The sequence below is a fragment of the Novosphingobium sp. 550D genome, from assembly GCF_057401885.1.
On the sequence record NZ_CM171613.1, the window covers coordinates 1,953,413 to 1,971,045 of the forward strand.

General features: G+C 62.7%; 12 protein-coding genes. 8 read left to right on the forward strand and 4 right to left on the reverse strand.

Features of this window, described 5'->3' with window-relative positions; all coding sequences use genetic code 11:
* Window positions 1-7: 7 nt before the first annotated feature.
* Complete coding sequence (locus AC2S2E_RS09205) at window positions 8-1,432, reverse strand: hypothetical protein (protein ID WP_486522074.1); 1,425 nt, start codon at window positions 1,430-1,432, stop codon at window positions 8-10.
* Window positions 1,433-1,679: 247 nt separating this feature from the next.
* On the opposite strand from AC2S2E_RS09205, the gene queF reads away from it, so the two are divergent.
* The 6 genes from queF (at window position 1,680) to AC2S2E_RS09235 (ending at window position 11,576) form a co-directional block, all read left to right on the forward strand.
* Entirely contained in the window at window positions 1,680-2,162 is a 483-nt protein-coding gene (queF, locus tag AC2S2E_RS09210) for a preQ(1) synthase (RefSeq protein WP_476102765.1), read from the forward strand.
* Between the two features lie 111 nt (window positions 2,163-2,273).
* Window positions 2,274-4,475 carry an RNA degradosome polyphosphate kinase gene (locus AC2S2E_RS09215; RefSeq protein WP_486522075.1) on the forward strand — a complete coding sequence of 734 codons (2,202 nt, stop codon included), beginning with the start codon at window positions 2,274-2,276 and terminating at the stop codon, window positions 4,473-4,475.
* An 11-nt stretch (window positions 4,476-4,486) separates the two neighbouring features.
* Complete coding sequence (locus AC2S2E_RS09220; protein ID WP_486522076.1) at window positions 4,487-6,004, forward strand: Ppx/GppA phosphatase family protein; 1,518 nt, start codon at window positions 4,487-4,489, stop codon at window positions 6,002-6,004.
* 166 nt (window positions 6,005-6,170) lie between these two features.
* Window positions 6,171-7,049 (forward strand): UDP-2,3-diacylglucosamine diphosphatase, encoded by an 879-nt coding sequence (locus tag AC2S2E_RS09225; protein WP_486524577.1) that lies wholly within the window; start codon window positions 6,171-6,173, stop codon window positions 7,047-7,049.
* Window positions 7,046-8,113: a glycosyltransferase family 4 protein gene (locus tag AC2S2E_RS09230; protein WP_486522077.1), complete on the forward strand. Its 1,068-nt coding sequence runs from the start codon at window positions 7,046-7,048 to the stop codon at window positions 8,111-8,113. Before AC2S2E_RS09225 ends, AC2S2E_RS09230 begins: the two co-directional genes overlap by 4 nt.
* A 73-nt stretch (window positions 8,114-8,186) precedes the next feature.
* Window positions 8,187-11,576, forward strand: coding sequence for a PAS-domain containing protein (locus AC2S2E_RS09235; protein WP_486522078.1), 3,390 nt, complete (start codon window positions 8,187-8,189; stop codon window positions 11,574-11,576).
* A gap of 78 nt (window positions 11,577-11,654) precedes the next feature.
* Here the strand turns inward: AC2S2E_RS09235 and AC2S2E_RS09240 are convergent, their stop codons facing one another.
* Window positions 11,655-12,104, reverse strand: coding sequence for an SMI1/KNR4 family protein (locus AC2S2E_RS09240; RefSeq protein ID WP_486522079.1), 450 nt, complete (start codon window positions 12,102-12,104; stop codon window positions 11,655-11,657).
* A 29-nt stretch (window positions 12,105-12,133) separates the two neighbouring features.
* Between AC2S2E_RS09240 and AC2S2E_RS09245 the strand changes: the two genes are divergently transcribed.
* A protein-coding gene (locus AC2S2E_RS09245; RefSeq protein ID WP_486522080.1) for an IS5 family transposase occupies window positions 12,134-12,900 on the forward strand; the annotation gives its coding sequence in 2 pieces (ribosomal slippage) (window positions 12,134-12,446 and window positions 12,446-12,900; 768 coding nt in all).
* Window positions 12,901-13,115: 215 nt separating this feature from the next.
* Here AC2S2E_RS09245 and AC2S2E_RS09250 read toward each other — a convergent pair.
* On the reverse strand, window positions 13,116-13,745 hold the full coding sequence (locus AC2S2E_RS09250; RefSeq protein WP_486522081.1) for a LuxR C-terminal-related transcriptional regulator: 630 nt from the start codon (window positions 13,743-13,745) through the stop codon (window positions 13,116-13,118).
* 182 nt (window positions 13,746-13,927) lie between these two features.
* Window positions 13,928-15,877: an acetate--CoA ligase gene (gene acs / locus AC2S2E_RS09255; RefSeq protein WP_486522082.1), complete on the reverse strand. Its 1,950-nt coding sequence runs from the start codon at window positions 15,875-15,877 to the stop codon at window positions 13,928-13,930.
* A gap of 244 nt (window positions 15,878-16,121) precedes the next feature.
* Between acs and AC2S2E_RS09260 the strand changes: the two genes are divergently transcribed.
* Window positions 16,122-17,606, forward strand: coding sequence for a DcaP family trimeric outer membrane transporter (locus tag AC2S2E_RS09260; RefSeq protein WP_486522083.1), 1,485 nt, complete (start codon window positions 16,122-16,124; stop codon window positions 17,604-17,606).
* Window positions 17,607-17,633 lie beyond the last annotated feature (27 nt).

Below are 17,633 nucleotides of genomic sequence, written 5' to 3' on the forward strand. Positions count from 1 at the left end.
GCTTGCATTAATCCTGATCGGCTGAAACGCTTTGTACCACCAGATTGTCGTGGACCCTGGCCACGCCGTCCAGGGGAATCGGCACCAGCCGCCCCCCATCTTCGGGCAGACCGATCAGGAAAGTCATCTCGCTGGGCTGATCAATCGGATCACCTTCCAGAACAGCGGCAATGCGCGCCGTACCGACCAGCAACCGCATCGTGCCCAGCCGCAAGACCGGCAAGCTGTTGAGTGGAACGCGCCATTCTTCGCTGATGCTTGCCTCTTCGCCGGGCAACAGGCCGACCAGCCTGTGTTCCTGAAGCGTTTCGGGCATGTCACCCTCGGTCGTGCCCATACAGGCCTCGACGCGGATCTGGTGCAGCGGAATGGGGCAGTCATTGCGCAGAGTGATGCGAAAACGCAATTCGATCCGCGACAGCGTCATGGTCAGCCGCAAGGCCTCGAACCCGATGGTCAGCGGGTCGAGCGGGGCAACCGGCCTTTGCCTGATCGGCGGGGCTTCATCAATCCGGCTGAACAGCGCCGAAGGTTTGAAAACGCCGCGTTCCGTCGGCGGTTCGGAATGGTCCGATTGTGGCACGGGCTCTGGTTCCTCTTCCGACTCAGGCAAAAGGGTTGTCTGGTGCGCGGCTTGGGCGGTGGCGCGGGCGGCCGCATGAACACCGCGCAAATGCCGGGGCCGCGCGGCGCGCAGGGCGGGCAGGGGGATTTCATCGGGCGCAATTTCCCGCGCCGGGCCAAGGGCGCCCGCATGGGCGGCGCTCAACTCGACAATGACATCGGCGCTCTCGTGATCATCATGGCCGACCTTGGCCGGCGCGGGGCGTGTATGAGGCGTGGGCGGTTTTGCCATATCGTTGGATAGGCCCACCCCTTGCGCGGCCGCATCACGGCGTTTGCGCATTGTATAACCCAGCAGGCCCAATCCCCCCGCGAGCACCAGGCCCATGCCCAGCGGATAGAGCAATTCATCCCCCATCGCGAGCAAAGGATCAGACGGTTCGGCTGATGCCTTCTTTATGGGAACCGGGGGCAGGAACGGCTTGGGCGTGGTCGCCTCAATCAAGACAGGCTTGGCCGATACGGTGGGCGGGGCCGAGGACGGAGGGGTGGGTTTGGAGGCCACATCCTGCTTCTTGGCGGTGGGGGGGGCTTGTTCGGACTTGACGCTTTTCTTTTTGTCCTCGCGCTCCTTGCGCGTTTGTTTTGCCTTTTCTGACTGCTCGCGCTTCAACTGGGCGCGGCGTTCTTTGCGCGCTCGCAATCTGGCGTTGGCTTCGGCATCGGCTTGCGCATTGGCGCTGACCCATGTTGATGCGGTGGGCGCGTTTTCGGCCTGCTGCGCCTGTGCCGCGCCGACGCCCAGCGCCGAAGCGCACAACAGCGCGCCGCCTATCAACCATGGCGCCACCTTTCGGCGCAGCGGCATGGCTGTCGCGGTACTTTCAAAACCCAATTTTCCGAAAACCTTGCGCATCGAGCGGGCATCACTCCCTAAACGTGACGCAGGAATAAACCGGGGGGCGGGGTAATCCTAGTTGTGACTTGCACCTATCTGGTTGTGGTTTTTCCTTAATCTTGCGGTGACGGTTCGATGGAGGTGGGGGGCGTGGCAGGGCTTTTTGACCTCATCGCGACGCTTGTTTCGCAGGCGCGGTGGTGGCATGGGAGAGGGCATGAGCAATCCCGACACTTCTTCTGGCGGCGCGCCGCTTGCCCCCAAATTCCTTGGCCAGAACACCGGCCTTCCGGCTTCTCCGGACGAGGCGGTGCTGGATTATGTGCCCAATCCTCGGGTTGGCAGCCTGTATCTGACGCGTTTTGCCGCGCCCGAATTCACGTCCCTGTGCCCGGTAACCGGCCAGCCTGACTTTGCCCATATCGTCATCGATTACGCTCCCGATCAAACGATTGTGGAGAGCAAGTCGCTTAAACTGTTCCTCGGCTCGTTCCGCAACCACGCCGGTTTTCACGAGGATGTGACCGTGGGTATCGGGCAAAAGTTGTTCGATGAAATGCGTCCGAAATGGCTGCGCATCGGCGGTTACTGGTATCCGCGCGGGGGCATCCCCATCGATGTGTTCTGGCAATCGGGCCCTGCGCCCGAAGGTCTGTGGGTGCCCGATCAGGGCGTCGCATCCTATCGCGGACGTGGTTGATCTGGGCCGGATTGTTTTGGCAATTTGCCCTTGCGGCCCCGTGCTGTCATTCTAGTGTAACCTTATGTCAGGAGGGCGGGCCCGTGCCTGCCCCCCTTGTCGAGGAATATCATGGACGCTCTTGCCGCCAGTAACGCCGAAGCCCCCGCCGTCAGCAACGATCTGGCGACGATCAAGGCCATTCCCGACCGCTTTTTCAACCGCGAGCTTTCGTGGCTGACCTTTAACCAACGCGTTCTGGAGGAAGCCCGGCGGCTGGAATATCCGTTGCTGGAGCGGCTGCGTTTCCTGTCGATTTCGGGCAACAATCTGGACGAATTCCTGATGGTGCGCGTCGCGGGTCTCGCCGGACAGGTGCGCCGCCATATTGCCGAAGTGTCGATTGACGGACTTGCCCCGCCGCAGCAATTGGCCGCGATCCGCGACGAGGTGATGCGCCTTGAATCGATGCAGCAGGACATCTGGCTCGAACTGCGCGAGGCGCTGGAGGGCGAGGGCATCTTTGTTGTGGGCGACCGCGCGGGGCGTGCGCTCGATCCGGTTCAGGCGCGCTGGCTGCGCGATTATTTCCTGGACCGCATCCTGCCGGTGATCACGCCGCAGGCCATCGACCCGGCTCACCCGTTCCCCTTTGTCACCAATGGCGGCATGGGCGTGATGATGAGCCTGACGCGGATTGCCGACGGCGCGCAGGTCATGGAAATGGTGCTGATCCCGGCTGCCTTGCCGCGCTATGTCCGCATTCCCGGTGATGGTGAAGCGGCCTATGTCTCGATTGCCGATGTCATCTGGTTGAACGCGGAAAGCCTGTTCCCCGGTTTCGAAGTCTTGGGCCACGGCGTGTTCCGCGTGCTGCGCGACAGCGACATCGAAATCGAGGAAGATGCCGAGGATCTGGTGCGTTATTTCCGCACCGCCATCCAGCGCCGCCGCCGGGGCAGCGTCATCATGCTGCAACTTCAGGGCGATTTCCTGCCCGAGGCCGAGCAATTGCTGCGCGATCAATTGCGGCTGGACCATGCGATCATCATCCGCAGCCATGGGCCCATCGACATGGCAGGCCTGTCGGCCATTGTGGACGAAAAGCGGCCCGAGCTGAAATTCGCGCCTTATTCTCCACGCTATCCCGAGCGCATCCTTGAACATGATGGCGATATTTTCTCGGCCATCCGTGAAAAAGATCTGGTGGTCCACCACCCGTATGAGAGTTTCGAAGTCGTCATCGACTTCCTGCGTCAGGCCGCCGCCGACCCCGATGTGGTGGCGATCAAGCAGACGCTGTACCGCGCGGGCAAGCAGTCCTCGATCATCAACGCCCTTTGCGCCGCCGCCGAGGCGGGCAAATCCGTCACGGCGGTCGTGGAGCTCAAAGCCCGTTTTGACGAAGAACAGAACCTGCATTGGGCCAGCCAGTTGGAAAATGCCGGGGTTCAGGTGATCTATGGCTTTGTGGACTGGAAAACCCACGCCAAGATCAGCATGGTCGTGCGCAGCGAAAAGGACAGCGAAGGGGCCGACGCCTATCGCACCTATTGCCACTTTGGCACGGGCAATTATCACCCGATCACCGCGCGCATCTATACCGATCTGTCATATTTCACGGCGGATCAGGCGATTGGCCGCGATGCGAACCAGATCTTCAACTTCATCACCGGCTATGTCGAACCGCGCCGCACCGCGTTGCTGGCCGTGGCGCCGGTGTCCTTGCGAGAACGCCTTTATGGCAGCATCGAGCGCGAGATCGCCAACGCCAAGGCAGGCAAGCCGGCGCAAATCTGGGGCAAGCTCAACTCGCTGACCGACAGCCAACTCATTGACCGGCTGTATGAGGCCAGTTGTGCGGGGGTTGAGGTGCGATTGGTCGTGCGCGGCATTTGCTGTCTGCGCCCCGGCATTCCGGGCCTGTCGGAAAATATCACGGTCAAATCGATCATCGGGCGGTTCCTCGAACATACCCGTGTCTGGGCCTTTGCGGGCGGGGCGGCCTTGCCCAATCCGCGCGCGCGCGTGTTTATCTCCAGCGCCGACGGCATGAGCCGCAACCTTGACCGCCGCGTCGAGGTGCTGGTGCCGATCCGCAACAAGACCGTGCATGATCAGGTGCTCGATCAGGTGATGATGGCCAATCTTCTGGACAGCGAACAAAGCTGGCTGCTGGGCGCTGACGGGCGCTACAAACGCGCTGAACTGGGGGAACAACCCTTTAACGCGCATCGTTATTTCATGACCAATCCTTCGCTTTCCGGGCGCGGGGCATCGCTGGGTTCGGGACGTAAAGTGCCCAAACTCGCGCTGCGTCGGGGCCGGGCGTAAAACGGAAACTTATGATCCGCCTTCCCACCAGCTTTCCCGCCGCGCAGGACCAGCGCGCCATCATCGACATCGGTTCGAACACGGTGCGCATGGTCATTTATGGCGGCCCGCCGCGCACGCCCGTTGTGCTGTTCAATGAAAAGGTGACGGCGCGATTGGGCAAGGGCGTGGCGGAAAGCGGCGTCCTGTCGACCAAGGGCATGGCATCTGCGCTGGCGGCTTTGGCGCGTTTCGCGATCATCCTGAAATTGCGCAATGTCACCGATGTGCAAACCGTGGCGACGGCGGCGGCCCGTGATGCGGCCAATGGCGGCGAATTTCTGGAACAGGTGGCCGCGCTTGGTTTGTCGCCGCGCCTGCTTTCGGGTGAAGAAGAGGCCGTGGCCAGCGCGCGCGGCGTGCTGTCGGCCTTTCCGGGGGCCTGCGGGATTGTGGCGGATCTGGGCGGCGGCTCGCTCGAACTGATCGATATTGAGGGCGATGCCCATGGCGGTGGTCGCTGTACCCATGGCATCTCGTTGCCGCTGGGCACATTGCGTCTGGCCGCGATGCGGGCCGAGGGCAGCGATAAATTCGGCCGCCGCATCCATCGCATGTTGAAGGGCAAGGATTGGGACGCCCATTCGGGGCAGGTCCTCTATCTGGTCGGCGGTTCGCTGCGCGCCTTTGCCCGATTTGCGATGGTTCAGGCCGATTGGCCGATTGACGACCCCCATGCCTATGAACTCTCGCCCGAAGAAGTGCTCTCGGCGGTGCGCGCGCTTCAGGCCAAGACCGCGCGCGGCGTGTCGCTGACCCCGATCAGCGGTGTATCGGGTTCGCGCCTGACCAGCCTGCCCGATGCGGGGGCTTTGCTGGGCCAATTGGTCAAGGAATTGCACCCTTCGCGGGTGATCTTTTCGGGCTGGGGCCTGCGTGAAGGTCTTTTGGCGGGGGCCATGGGGCAAAAGACGGCCTCGCAGGACCCGCTGCTGGCCGGGGTTTCCGCCTTTGTCGAAATGCAGCAGCCGGGCCTGTCCTCGGCGGCCGAACTGGTGGCGCGCTGGACCGGGCGGCTGGGTTATGACGGGCCGGACAATCTGCGCCGCGCGGCGGTGATGCTGGCGCTGGCTTCCTTGCGTTCCGAACCGAACCTGCGCGCCGAACAGGCCGCGCAATGGGCGCTGCGCAAACGCTGGCTGGGCGTGGATGAGGCGGGGCGCGCGATGATCGCCATGGCCGTGCTGGCCAATAGCGGGCAGGCCGATATCCCAACCGAATTGCCCCGTCTGGCGCCTTTGCAGGATTTGCGAGAGGCGGTGATCTGGGGCATGGCCACGCGCCTTGCCCGCCGGTTCTGCGCCGGGGCGGGTGAGGTGCTGGAGGCATCTTCGCTCAGCATTTCGGGGCGCAAGCTGGTCTTGGCCACGACTCACGCCATGGCGCCGCTCTACACCGACGCCAGCGCCAAGGATCTCAAAATCCTGGCCGAGATGATGGGCCTGACCCCCCACCGGTTGAGCGTGGAATCGGTAAGCGACCTGCCATAGGGCCGGTTTTGTCACAGATTTGACTTGGCCGCGTCATGGCGATGCAATTTCCCTGATGTAACCCGCGCGTATCGGGTTTTATCGGGGGTTTGCCATGGCGCGCGCCGCTTTTGCTTCGGGGCTTGATCCGGCCCAGCATGCCTTTCTGTTCGGCGAAGATGGCGCCATGCCGGTTTCGGCCAAGGGTGGGATCGCCTCGTGGCTTGACCTGCCCGAAACGCCCGACCCCAAGGGGCTGCGTCCAAAGCGGCGCTATCGCACGGTGTGGATTTCCGACGTGCATCTGGGCACGCGGGGCTGCAACGCGGATATGCTGGTGTCTTTCCTGCGTTCCATCGAGACCGAAACGCTCTATCTGGTGGGCGACATCATCGATGGCTGGCGGCTGAAAAAGGGCTGGTATTGGCCCGATGCACATAATGAAGTGCTGCGGCGCATTCTGAAGATGGCGCATCGCGGCACGCGGGTCGTCTTTATCTGCGGCAATCATGACGAGATGCTGCGCCCCTATGCCGGCCTGACCTTTGGCGGGGTGGAATTGCTGCTCGATGCGGTCCACACAACGGCCGATGGGCGGCGGTTGCTGGTGGTGCATGGCGATGCGTTTGATGCCATCGTTCTTTACCATCGCTGGCTCGCCTTCCTTGGCGACAAGGCATATGAGCTGATGTTGCGGGTGAACACGGCGTTCAACGCGGTGCGGCGCAAAATGCATCTGCCTTATTGGTCGCTCTCAGCTTACCTGAAAAAACGGGTTAAGAACGCGGTCCAGTTCATCGGCCGCTATGAGGAAGCCGTCGCCCATGCCGCCGCCGAGCGTGGCGTTGACGGCGTGGTGTGCGGCCACATCCATTCCGCCGAAATCCGCCAGTTCGGCGCCGTCACCTATTACAACGATGGCGATTGGGTTGAAAGCTGCACCGCGCTGGTCGAAGATTTCGCGGGTCAGATGAGCATCATCGACTGGCTGGCTGAATTGAAGAAAAATGCCGCCGAACGCGCGCCCGCGCCCGTTGATGTCGATCCGGTGGCGGTTCCGGCATGAACGAATGCCCCAAAATCGCTATCGCCAGCGACGCCTGGTTTCCACAGGTCAATGGTGTGGTGCGCACATTGAACGCCACGGTTGAACATCTGCGCGCGCGCGGGGCCATGGTCGAGATGATCACGCCTGACCGTTTCCTGACCCTGCCCATGCCCGGCTATGCCCAGATCCGTTTGGCCGTCGCGCCGCGTTTCAATGCGCGCCGGATGCTGGACGAATATCGTCCCGACATCGTCCATATCGCCACCGAAGGGCCGATCGGTTGGGCCGCGCGCGGTTGGTGCCGTTCGCGCGGCGTGCCTTATACCAGCGCCTTTCACACGCGTTTTCCCGAATATCTGGCGCTGCGTTCGGGGTTGTCGGCGGAATGGTTCTGGCCGGTGATGCAGCGCTTTCATGGCGCCTCGCGGGCGATCATGGTCGCCACGCCCAGCCTTGATGTCGAACTGGCCGCGCGCGGGTTGCATCAGACCCGGCGGTGGAGCCGAGGGATCGACCATGCGCAATTTACGCCTACAGGTCCGATCCTGCCCGAAATGGCCGATCTGCCGCGCCCGATCCTGCTCAATGTCGGGCGCGTCGCCCCGGAAAAGAACCTTGAGGCCTTTTGCGAACTTAATACACCGGGCAGCAAGGTCGTGGTGGGCGACGGGCCTGCATTGGCCGAAATGCAGCGTCGCTATCCCGATGTGCATTTCCTTGGCGCAAGAAGCGGCGCGGCGCTGGCATCGGCCTATCGCGCGGCGGATTGTTTTGTCTTTCCCAGCCGCACCGACACATTCGGTCTGGTGATTATCGAGGCTCTGGCCTGCGGCGTGCCGGTGGCGGCCTATCCGGTGGCCGGGCCGCTCGACATTCTGGGACTGGATGGCCGGGGCGAGGGACAGGTTGCCGATCAGCCGGTGGCCGCGCTGGACGAAGACTTGGGCGCGGCGGTGTCGCGCGCTTTGACCATGTCGCGAGACGGGGCGGCGGAATTTGGCGCTCGCTTTACATGGGGAAATGCGACGGACCAATTCCTCGCCGCCATCGCCAGCGCGCTGGAATGGACACAGGCCGCCTGAAACCCGCGCATAAAGTCGATCTTTGCCATGCCCATCCGATTGGTTTAATCCCCTGCTGACAAGGGGATTGAGCATGGGATTGGGTACGGCGGCGCTGTTTGCCTTGGGCTGGATCGGCCTGCTGTTTGCCGTGGCGGCCGTTGCCGAGGCCTATAGCGAATTGCCGCGTGGGCGGCGGCGCCTCAAGAACCTGCGTCTGGGCGCCTATACGCTGGCGCTGGGGGTCTATTGCTCCAGTTGGACCATCTATGGCGCGGTGGGCAGCGTGGTGCGCGAGGGGTGGAATTTTCTGCCCATTTATCTGGCGCCGATTGGTTTGCTGGCGCTGGCGCCGGGTTTCTTGCGGCGCTTGTCCCAAACCTTGCGCGAAACACAGGCGACGACGCCCTCGGACTTTATCGCTGCGCGTTTCGGCCATGACGTGGTGGTGGCGCGGCTGGTCACGATCATCGCTCTGGCGGGCAGCGTCCCCTATATGGCGCTGCAATTGCGCTCCATCGGGACGGCGGTGGCCATCATTACGGGCAAGGATGATACGGTGGTCGGTCCGACCATGCTGGCGGCGGCGGGGTTGCTGGCGCTGTTTGCGATCCTGTTCGGCGCGCGGCGATTTGAGCGTGCGGGGCGTTCCGAAGGCATGGTTTACGCCATCGCGCTGGAATCGGGGATCAAGCTTCTCGCGCTGTTTCTGGTGGCGGCGCTGGCCATCGGCATTGTGATACAGGCCGATGAGGCGCGCGCCGCCGATGGTCTTGCGCAATTGGCCCGCCATTTCCGGGCCGAGGATATTTCGCTGGAAACATGGGTCATCGCCCTGATTTCGGCCTGCGCAATCCTCGTCTTGCCGCGACAATTCTATATGGCGCTGGTCGAGGCGCGTGAAGTGGACGATCTGCCGCGCGCACGCTGGGGCGTGGTTGCCTATGTTCTGGCCATGGTGGTGTTGGTCGTGCCGATCGCATGGGCCGGGATCATCGCGCTGGGCCGGGGCGTCGCGCCGGATTTCTATGTGCTCTATCTGCCGCTGGCATCGGGCCATGGCCATATTGCGGCGGCTGCCCTGATCGGCGGGATCAGCGCGGCGGCCGCCATGGTCATCACCGATGCAACCGCTCTGGCCGCGATGGTGTCCAACGATCTCATCTTCCCCTCGGTCCTGCGCACCGGGGCGGGGGCCGAGGCCGGCGTGCTGGGGCGGCGGATGCTGCTGGTGCGGCGGGCCTCGATCGTGGGCGTCATTGCGCTGGCGCTGGTCTGGGCCGAAATGGTTTCGCCGCGCCAGTCACTGGCCTCGATCGGGCTGGTGGCCTTTGCGGCGATGGCGCAATTTACGCCGCATATGATTTTGGCGGTGTTTGGCGGCAATCGCGATGGCATGGCCGCACGGGCCAGTCTGGCGACGGGCTTGGTAATCTGGCTCTATACGCTGGCCTTGCCGCCGGTGATGCCCGAAGGGTGGCGGCTGTGGTTGGCGGCGGGGCCGTTTGATCCGCTGCGCCTGCTGGGCATTGGACATGCCAGCCCGCTGGTCCACGGGGTGCTGTGGTCGCTTGGGGCCAATCTGGTCATGTTTCTTGCGGTCTCGGCGCGGCGCGGGGCGGGCAATCCGCTGCCATCGCTGATGGGGTGGCAAAGGCAGGTGTCGGACCTGTCGGACCTCAAAGACCTGACCGCCAGTTTTATCGGACATGAGCGGGCCGAACATGAATTTGCCGACGCGCGGCGCGGCATGGCCATTGACCGCCGCTCGGCACAGCGCGCGCGCAAACTGATCGCCACCGTGGTGGGCGCCAGCAGCGCCCGCGCCTTGGTGGCCAGCGCGATGGCCGGGGGGACGATGAGCCTTGCCGCCGTGACGCGCCTGCTGGACGAACGTGGGCAGTCGCTGACCTTTTCGCGGCAATTGCTGGCCGCGACCTTTGAAAATATCGAGGCGGGGATCAGCGTCGTCGATGGTCAGCAGAAATTGGTGGCGTGGAACACGCGGTATGAGCAATTGTTCGATTATCCGGTGGGGCTGCTCTATGTCGGCGCGCCGGTGGCCGACCTGATCCGCCACAATGCGCGGCGCGGCGATTTTGGTGCGGGCACCGATGTCGAACATGAGGTGGAAAAGCGCCTGCGCCATTTGCGCCGGGCGCAGGAATATACGTTCGAACGCCACCGCGCCGATGGTCAGGTCATCAAGATGGTGGGTGGCCCCATGCCGGGCGGCGGCTATGTCACCAGCTTTATCGACATTACCGCCGAAGCGCAGGTCCGCGCCGAATTGAAGCGCACGCTGGCCGGCATGGAAACCCGTGTGGCCGAACGCACCCATGAATTGTCCGAGGCGAACCAGCGTCTGGCGCAGGCGGATCGGGACAAGACGCGCTTTCTGGCCGCGGCCAGCCATGATCTGTTGCAGCCGTTGCATGCCGCACGCCTGTTTACGGCGGCGCTGGCGCGCGATGTGCCGGATCATTCGCGGATGCTGGTCGGGCGGGTGGACAATGCGATTGTTGCGGCCGAGGATCTTCTGCGCGCCTTGCTCGACATTTCCAAGCTGGATGCGGGCGGGGTGCAGGCGCGGCCAGAACCCTTGCTGGTTGAAACGTTCCTGCGCGATCTGGTCGAGAATTTTCGGCCCATGGCGCAGGAAAAGGGGTTGGAACTGCGTCTGGCCCGGATGAGCGTCAGGCCGATGGTGTTGCGCACCGATCCGGGCCTGCTGCGTTCGCTGTTACAGAATTTCATCACCAATGCGCTGCGCTATACGCTTGATGGTGGGGTTTTGGTGGGTGCGCGATGGCGGGTCGGGGCGCAGGGCGATGAATTGCGCATCGATGTGATCGACACCGGCGTTGGTATTCCCCCGCAACAACGCGAGGCGATTTTTGGCGAATTCACCCGCCTTGGTGAGGTGGAGGCCGAGGGGCTGGGGCTGGGCCTTGCCCTGTCGCGGCGGATCGCGCGGTTGCTGGGTGCGCGGATCGAGGTTGCGTCCAATGTAGGGCGCGGCAGCCGGTTCAGCCTGACCCTGCCCGCCGCGCAGGATGCGGTGCGGATGAGCCTGCCGCAGGCCGCGCCTGTGCCCGGCAGCGTTGCGGCCTATGTTCGGGCGCTTGACGTTCTGGTGCTGGACAATGATCCGATGACGGTGGAGGCGACCGCTGCGCTGCTGACCGCGCTGGGCCATCACCCCCATGCCGCCGAGGATGGCGATGCGGCGCGGGCGATCCTGCGCAAAGGGGCGGTGGATGCGGTGCTGGCCGATTACCGGCTGGACACGGACGAGGATGGGTTGAGCGTGGTGGAAAGCCTGCGGGCGATGCGGTCGGGTTTGCCCGCCATGTTGATTACGGCGGAAACCAATCCGGCGATCCGTGAACGCGCCGTGGCAATGGGCGTGGTGATGATGGCCAAGCCCGCGAATGTCGCGGGGATTGAAGGGTTTTTGGCCGGGGTTGAGAAGGGGAATTAATGTCAGGGGCTAGCCTCTCGCGCTCCCTTTACTGTATGCGTTGTGTCTAGGCCGTAAACTCATAAACGAGGGACTGGGTCACTGATTTTCCCGACCGATCAAGTCCAGCACTGCGTCAAAGGATGGCGCAATCGGTCTGACGCTTTCTTGCAGGTCGATGTTGGTCATGTCGAATGCGACGACGGGATGAGGCGCATTCTCTCGCAAGTCGAATGCCACGGCTTCGCCGCCGCCGTTGCCGCCGATCACGAACAAACCATCAAAAAACTCTCGGAAAGTCCCGTCCCGTTCAATCTGAGCGGCTTCTTCGGCGGGGTAGAGCTGGAACCACAGCGGCTGAACCGCTAGCGGTCCTTCTCCACCATTGCTAAATGTCAGCAGCGAATAGTAACTCTCAGGAAGATCGACCGGGGCAAGCGATTTGAGCGCGGTGATCGCTTCCGTCGAGGCCCCATCAACCTTGTGCCATTCTCGATTTTGCAGCACGTGACCTCCACTTTCCCTTTCCCGCATGATGACGGCTTCCATTGCAGATCAAAAGCTGATTCAGCATCGGCATGAGCCGATATGACCTGACCGACTTCGAGTGGCGCGTGATCGAACCGCTGTTACCGAATAAGCCCCGAGGTGTGCCGCGTGTCGATGACCGCCGCGTGCTGAACGGCATCTTCTGGGTGTTGCGGTCCGGCGCGCCTTGGCGCGATCTGCCCGAGCGCTATGGCCCGCGCACCACCTGCTACAACCGCTTTGTAAGATGGCGGAAAGCAGGAGTGTGGGATCGGATGATGGACGCCATTACCGCCGCCCACGACGGCGACATTCAGATGATCGACAGCACTTCCGTTAGCGCCCACCAGCAGGCAGCGACGGCAAAAAGGGGGATCGAGATCATTGTCTCGGTCGCTCCCGAGGCGGACTCACGACCAAAATCCATGCGGTCGTCGACGGGCAAGGCCTCCCGATCCGGCTGAGCCTGACCGCAGGGCAAAGCCATGACGGCCAAGTCGCTGACGATCTGCTCAATCAAGTTGGTGCCGGAACAATCGTTCTGGCGGACAAGGCCTACGATGCCGATCGCATCCGGTTGTCTCTCCGCGAGAAAGGGGCATTCGCCAATATCCCGCCAAAATCCAACCGGCGCTCGAAACCATATTTCAGCACATGGCTCTATCGCGAGCGGAACCTGATCGAGCGCTTCTTCTCCAAGCTCAAGCACTTCCGCCGGGTTGCCACCCGCTACGATAAGCTAGCCGAAAACTTCCTTGCCATGGTCAAGCTCGCCTCAATGCGCCTTTGGCTCCGTGCTTATGAGCCTACGACCTAGGGTTCGGCGTTTTGTGTCCGACGCAACGTTTGAATTTTGAAAGCCTGCGGCGCGGACAAGGATGCATTCTCTGCGCCGCAGGCTTTAAACACCCCAACGCAAACTCCATCCTTCGCCAATTTGGCGCAACCCCATAACGGGATTGCAAAGGGACCGAGTCCCTTTGCCCGCCGGAGGCACTTTCAAACGCCCGCCGGAGGCAAAAACTGCCCCGATCAAACCGCCTTCAAATCCAGCCCCAAAGACCGGGCCACCAAGGCCGCCTGTGTCCGGTTGCGCACGTCCAGCTTGCGCATGATGGCGGTCATATGGGCCTTGACGGTGGCCTCTGCGATGCCAAGGTTGTGGGCGATCTGCTTGTTCAATTGTCCGTTCAGAACGGCCAGCAGCACTTTCAACTGCGTCGGCGTCAGGCCCGCGACCTCACGGCGGATGTTGTCGAGTTCGCCGTTATCTTCATGCGCGCCGGGTTTCGCCGCGCCCAGCGTTTCGGCAATCTTGGCCTCGATGGTGGACAGATCGCTGTCTTTGGACAGGAAACCGATGGCACCAAAGGCGCGGGCTTCCTGCGGTGCGGCGGTGCCTTCGGCGCTGGAAACGACGAGGATCGGCACATCGGGTTTTTCCGCGTGCAGCAATGCAATGCCCGAATAACCCACCGCGCCGGGCATTTTCAGGTCCAGCGTGATCAGCGCCAGATTGTTGGCCTCGGCGGCGGCCTTGGCGGCGGCGGTCAATGTTCCGGCCTCGATAATGCGCGCCGATGGCAGGATCCGGTTGACGGCGAGGCTGAGCGCCTGGCGGAACAGCGGGTGGTCATCGGCAATCAGGACAGTCTGGGTCACTACAATCGGGCCTTTGGGCAATGATGCTGCCGACTCGCCTTGTCTTATGGGCTGTCGGTTCTGCGCTTTATGATAGACCCCCACGCCATCGCGGCAAGCCCTGAACCGGCCAAAAACTACGGGGCCGCCAGCTTTCGCCAGCGGCCCCGCGTGAAAGAGGGTTCGATTTTCAAGCCCGCCGATCAGGCATGGGCCATGTGCGGGCGGTTGGCCAACAGGTGATCAACCACCGACGGGTCGGCCAGCGTGCTGGTGTCGCCCAGATTGCCGACGTCATTTTCCGCGATCTTGCGCAGGATGCGGCGCATGATCTTGCCCGAACGGGTTTTGGGCAGGCCCGGTGCGAACTGAATGACGTCGGGCGTGGCGATGGGGCCGATTTCATGGCGCACCCATGCGACCAATTCCTTGCGCAGCGCCTCGTCGGGTTCGACGTCCGCGTTGCAGGTGACATAGGCATAGATGCCCTGACCCTTGATCTCATGCGGCATGCCGACAACGGCGGCCTCGGCCACCTTTTCATGGGCGACCAGCGCGGATTCGATTTCCGCCGTGCCCATGCGGTGGCCCGAGACGTTGATGACATCGTCGATGCGGCCGGTGATCCAGTAATAGCCGTCCTCGTCGCGGCGGCATCCGTCGCCGGTGAAGTAATAACCGGCAAAGGTGGTGAAATAGGTCTGGAAGAAGCGATCCGCATCGCCCCACACGCCGCGCATTTGCCCCGGCCAAGAGTCGGCGATCACGAGGCAGCCGTCGCCGGGGCCTTCCATCACCGTGCCGTCATTGTCGAGCAGCAGCGGCTGAACCCCAAAGAACGGACGCGAGGCCGAGCCGGGCTTCAACGCCGTGGCGCCGGGCAGGGGGGTGATCATCGTCCCGCCCGTTTCGGTCTGCCACCAGGTGTCGACGATGGGGCAGCGCCCTTCGCCCACGACCTTGTGATACCATTCCCAGGCTTCGGGGTTGATCGGTTCGCCCACCGAGCCAAGGACGCGCAGCGACTGGCGGCTGGTCTTTTTCACCCATTCATCGCCTTCGCGCATCAACGCGCGCAGGGCGGTGGGGGCACCGTAAAAGATCTCGACCTGATATTTATCAACCACTTGCCAAAAGCGCGAGGGGTCGGGATAGTTGGGCACGCCTTCGAACATCAGCGTGGTGCCGCCGTTGATCAGCGGGCCATAGATCAGGTACGAATGGCCCGTTACCCAACCCACGTCCGCCGCGCACCAGTAAATCTGGCCCGGACGATAATCGAAGACATATTGATGCGTGGCCGAAACCCACACGCTGTATCCGCCGGTGGTGTGCAGCACGCCTTTTGGCTTGCCGGTCGAACCGGAGGTATAAAGGATGAACAGCGGGTCTTCGGCGTTCATTTCTTCGGGCGTGTTGTCGGGCGATGCGGCGGCGCAGGCCGTGTGCCAGTCGATGTCGCGGCCCGGCACCATGGGCACATCGCCCCCGGTGCGTTTCAGCACGATGACCTTTTCGATGCCCGGCGCATGGACCGTTGCTGCATCGACGTTCTTTTTCAGCGGAACCTTCTTGCCTCCGCGCAGACCTTCGTCGGCGGTGATGACGATGCGGCTGCCGCAATCTTCAACGCGGCCCGCCAGGGCTTCGGGGCTGAAACCGGCGAACACGATCGAATGGATCGCCCCGACGCGGGCGCAGGCCAGCATGGCCACAGCCGCTTCGGGCACCATAGGCAGATAGATCGTCACGCGGTCGCCGCGATTGACGCCCTGATCTTTCAGCACATTGGCAAAGCGGCAGACCATTTCGTGGAGTTCACGATAGGTGATGCGGCGCTCGGCTTCATCCGGGCTGTCGGGTTCCCACAGGATGGCGATCTGATCGCCGCGCGTCGCCAGATGGCGATCCAGCGCATTGGCCGACAGATTGAGCGTGCCATCCTCGAACCAGCGGATGCCGAAATCTTCGGCATGATAGGACGTGTTCTTCACCTTGGTAAAAGGCTTGATCCAGTCGATGCGCTTGGCTTCGGTGGCCCAGAAAGCGTCGGGATCGTTTACCGATTGCTGATACATGGCGGTATAGCGCGCATCGTCGACAAGGGCCTTTTCGGCCCACTCGGCGGGAACGGGATAGATGGCTTCGCCCATCGTCAGCACTCCTCTCAAAACTTGTTCTGATGGACGTAACCCGAGGGAGGCCCTCGTGCAGCCCATTCTTTGGACCAATACTATGTCAATATGGCGCAGGTCGTATCCCTTACCAAGGTCGTACACCGTGGGAGGATAAATAAACCTTGGTCGGGATGGTGCCATGCGCCATTTCGCGGTGATCTTTGCATCACGGTCCGGACTGTCCAGCGCAAAAGGATGGCCGGAAGGATGGAGAGGATCAATGACGGTTTTTCGTCAGAATGCGCGCGCACCGATGCGTGCCATGGCACTGTTGCTCACGGCATCGTCGCTGTTGGCACCCGGCGTTGCCATGGCCCGCGCGGCGTCGGCTTTGACTGCGCGTCAGGCGGCGCTGATGGAGCGGCTGGAAAGGCTGGAGGCCGAAGTGCGCCAGTTGCGCGCCGATGCCGCCGCCTCGCGCCAGCAGCAGGGCGAGGCCGTGGCCGCCGCCGTCACACAGGCCAGCGCCGCCACCCAGATCGCCCAGAGCGCCGTCACCCAACTCAAGGCCACCAGCGAGCGCGTTGCCGTCGTCGAAAAGAAGCCCGAACCCGAAGGCATGCGCGTCGGGTCGAGCCATATCCGCATCGGCGGCTTCATCAAGTTCAACGCTGATTACAGCCATTTTGACGGCGGGACCGTGGCCACCAACACGCTGGGCCGCGACTTTTACCTGCCCCAGGCGATCCCGGTGGTGACCCCCACCAGCCGGGGCAGCACCGACACCGATTTTTCCGCCAAACAGACGCGGCTGTGGTTCAATCTGGATACGACGGTGGCCGGGCACACGTTGCGCGGCTATCTGGAAACCGATTTTCAAACCACTGCCAGCGCCGCCGCCAATGTCGCGGGCGGGGGCAGCCAGCGCACTACCAATGGCTATACGCTGGCGCTGCGCCGGGCTTTTGTCCAATTCGACAAATGGACCTTTGGACAGGAGTGGACGACGTTCCAGAATGTCGCGGTCCTGCCCGAATCGACCGATTTTGTCGGCGCGACCGAAGGCACGGTTTTCGCCCGCCAGCCCCAGGTGCGTTATTCGACACCTTTGAGCCGCGCCGCCACGCTGCATATCGCGGTCGAAAATCCGGAGAGCGCGACCGCGACGGCCGGTTCTGCGGCGCTGGTGGAAAATGGCAGCGATCATCTGCCCGATTTCATCGCGCGCCTCAATTACGCGACGCGGCGCGGCGAGTTCACTTTCGCCGCATTGGGCCGTCAGGTGCGGACCGAAGTGTCGGGTTCGGGCGTGACCCGCCCGGGCTTTGGCGGATCGGTGACGGGGCGGATTGCGCTCAATGAAAAACGGACCAGCGACCTGCGTTTTTCGGCCACCTATGGCCAGAATATCGGGCGCTATGTCGGGCTGAATTTTGCCCCCGATGCGGTCTATGTGCCGGGCAGCAACAGTTTGGCCGATGTGCGGGTCTTTGCCGCCCTTGCCGCCGCCCGCGTGGCGATCAGCCCGGTTCTGCGCATCAATGTCATCGGTTCGATGCAGATGGTCGATTATGATGCCTCGCTCAATCCGGCGGCGATTGCCGCCTATAACAAGCGGGCGTGGTCGGGGGCGGTCAATCTGTTCTACTCGCCGGTGCGGGCGGTGGATCTGGGCATCGAATATCGCCACGGACAGCGCGAAATTGTCAGCGGCCAGAAAGGCAATATCGACCGCATCGAATTTGCCGCGAGATATAATTTCTGATTTAATCCAAATCATAAAACGGGGCCA

Bases quoted from the DNA above. Each gene is read 5' to 3' on its own strand.
- AC2S2E_RS09205 (WP_486522074.1), bottom strand. From the start codon at position 1,432: ATGCCGCTGCGCCGAAAGGTGGCGCCATGGTTGATAGGCGGCGCGCTG.
- queF (WP_476102765.1), top strand. From the start codon at position 1,680: ATGAGCAATCCCGACACTTCTTCTGGCGGCGCGCCGCTTGCCCCCAAA.
- AC2S2E_RS09215 (WP_486522075.1), top strand. From the start codon at position 2,274: ATGGACGCTCTTGCCGCCAGTAACGCCGAAGCCCCCGCCGTCAGCAAC.
- AC2S2E_RS09220 (WP_486522076.1), top strand. From the start codon at position 4,487: ATGATCCGCCTTCCCACCAGCTTTCCCGCCGCGCAGGACCAGCGCGCC.
- AC2S2E_RS09225 (WP_486524577.1), top strand. From the start codon at position 6,171: ATGCCGGTTTCGGCCAAGGGTGGGATCGCCTCGTGGCTTGACCTGCCC.
- AC2S2E_RS09230 (WP_486522077.1), top strand. From the start codon at position 7,046: ATGAACGAATGCCCCAAAATCGCTATCGCCAGCGACGCCTGGTTTCCA.
- AC2S2E_RS09235 (WP_486522078.1), top strand. From the start codon at position 8,187: ATGGGATTGGGTACGGCGGCGCTGTTTGCCTTGGGCTGGATCGGCCTG.
- AC2S2E_RS09240 (WP_486522079.1), bottom strand. From the start codon at position 12,104: ATGGAAGCCGTCATCATGCGGGAAAGGGAAAGTGGAGGTCACGTGCTG.
- acs (WP_486522082.1), bottom strand. From the start codon at position 15,877: ATGGGCGAAGCCATCTATCCCGTTCCCGCCGAGTGGGCCGAAAAGGCC.
- AC2S2E_RS09260 (WP_486522083.1), top strand. From the start codon at position 16,122: ATGACGGTTTTTCGTCAGAATGCGCGCGCACCGATGCGTGCCATGGCA.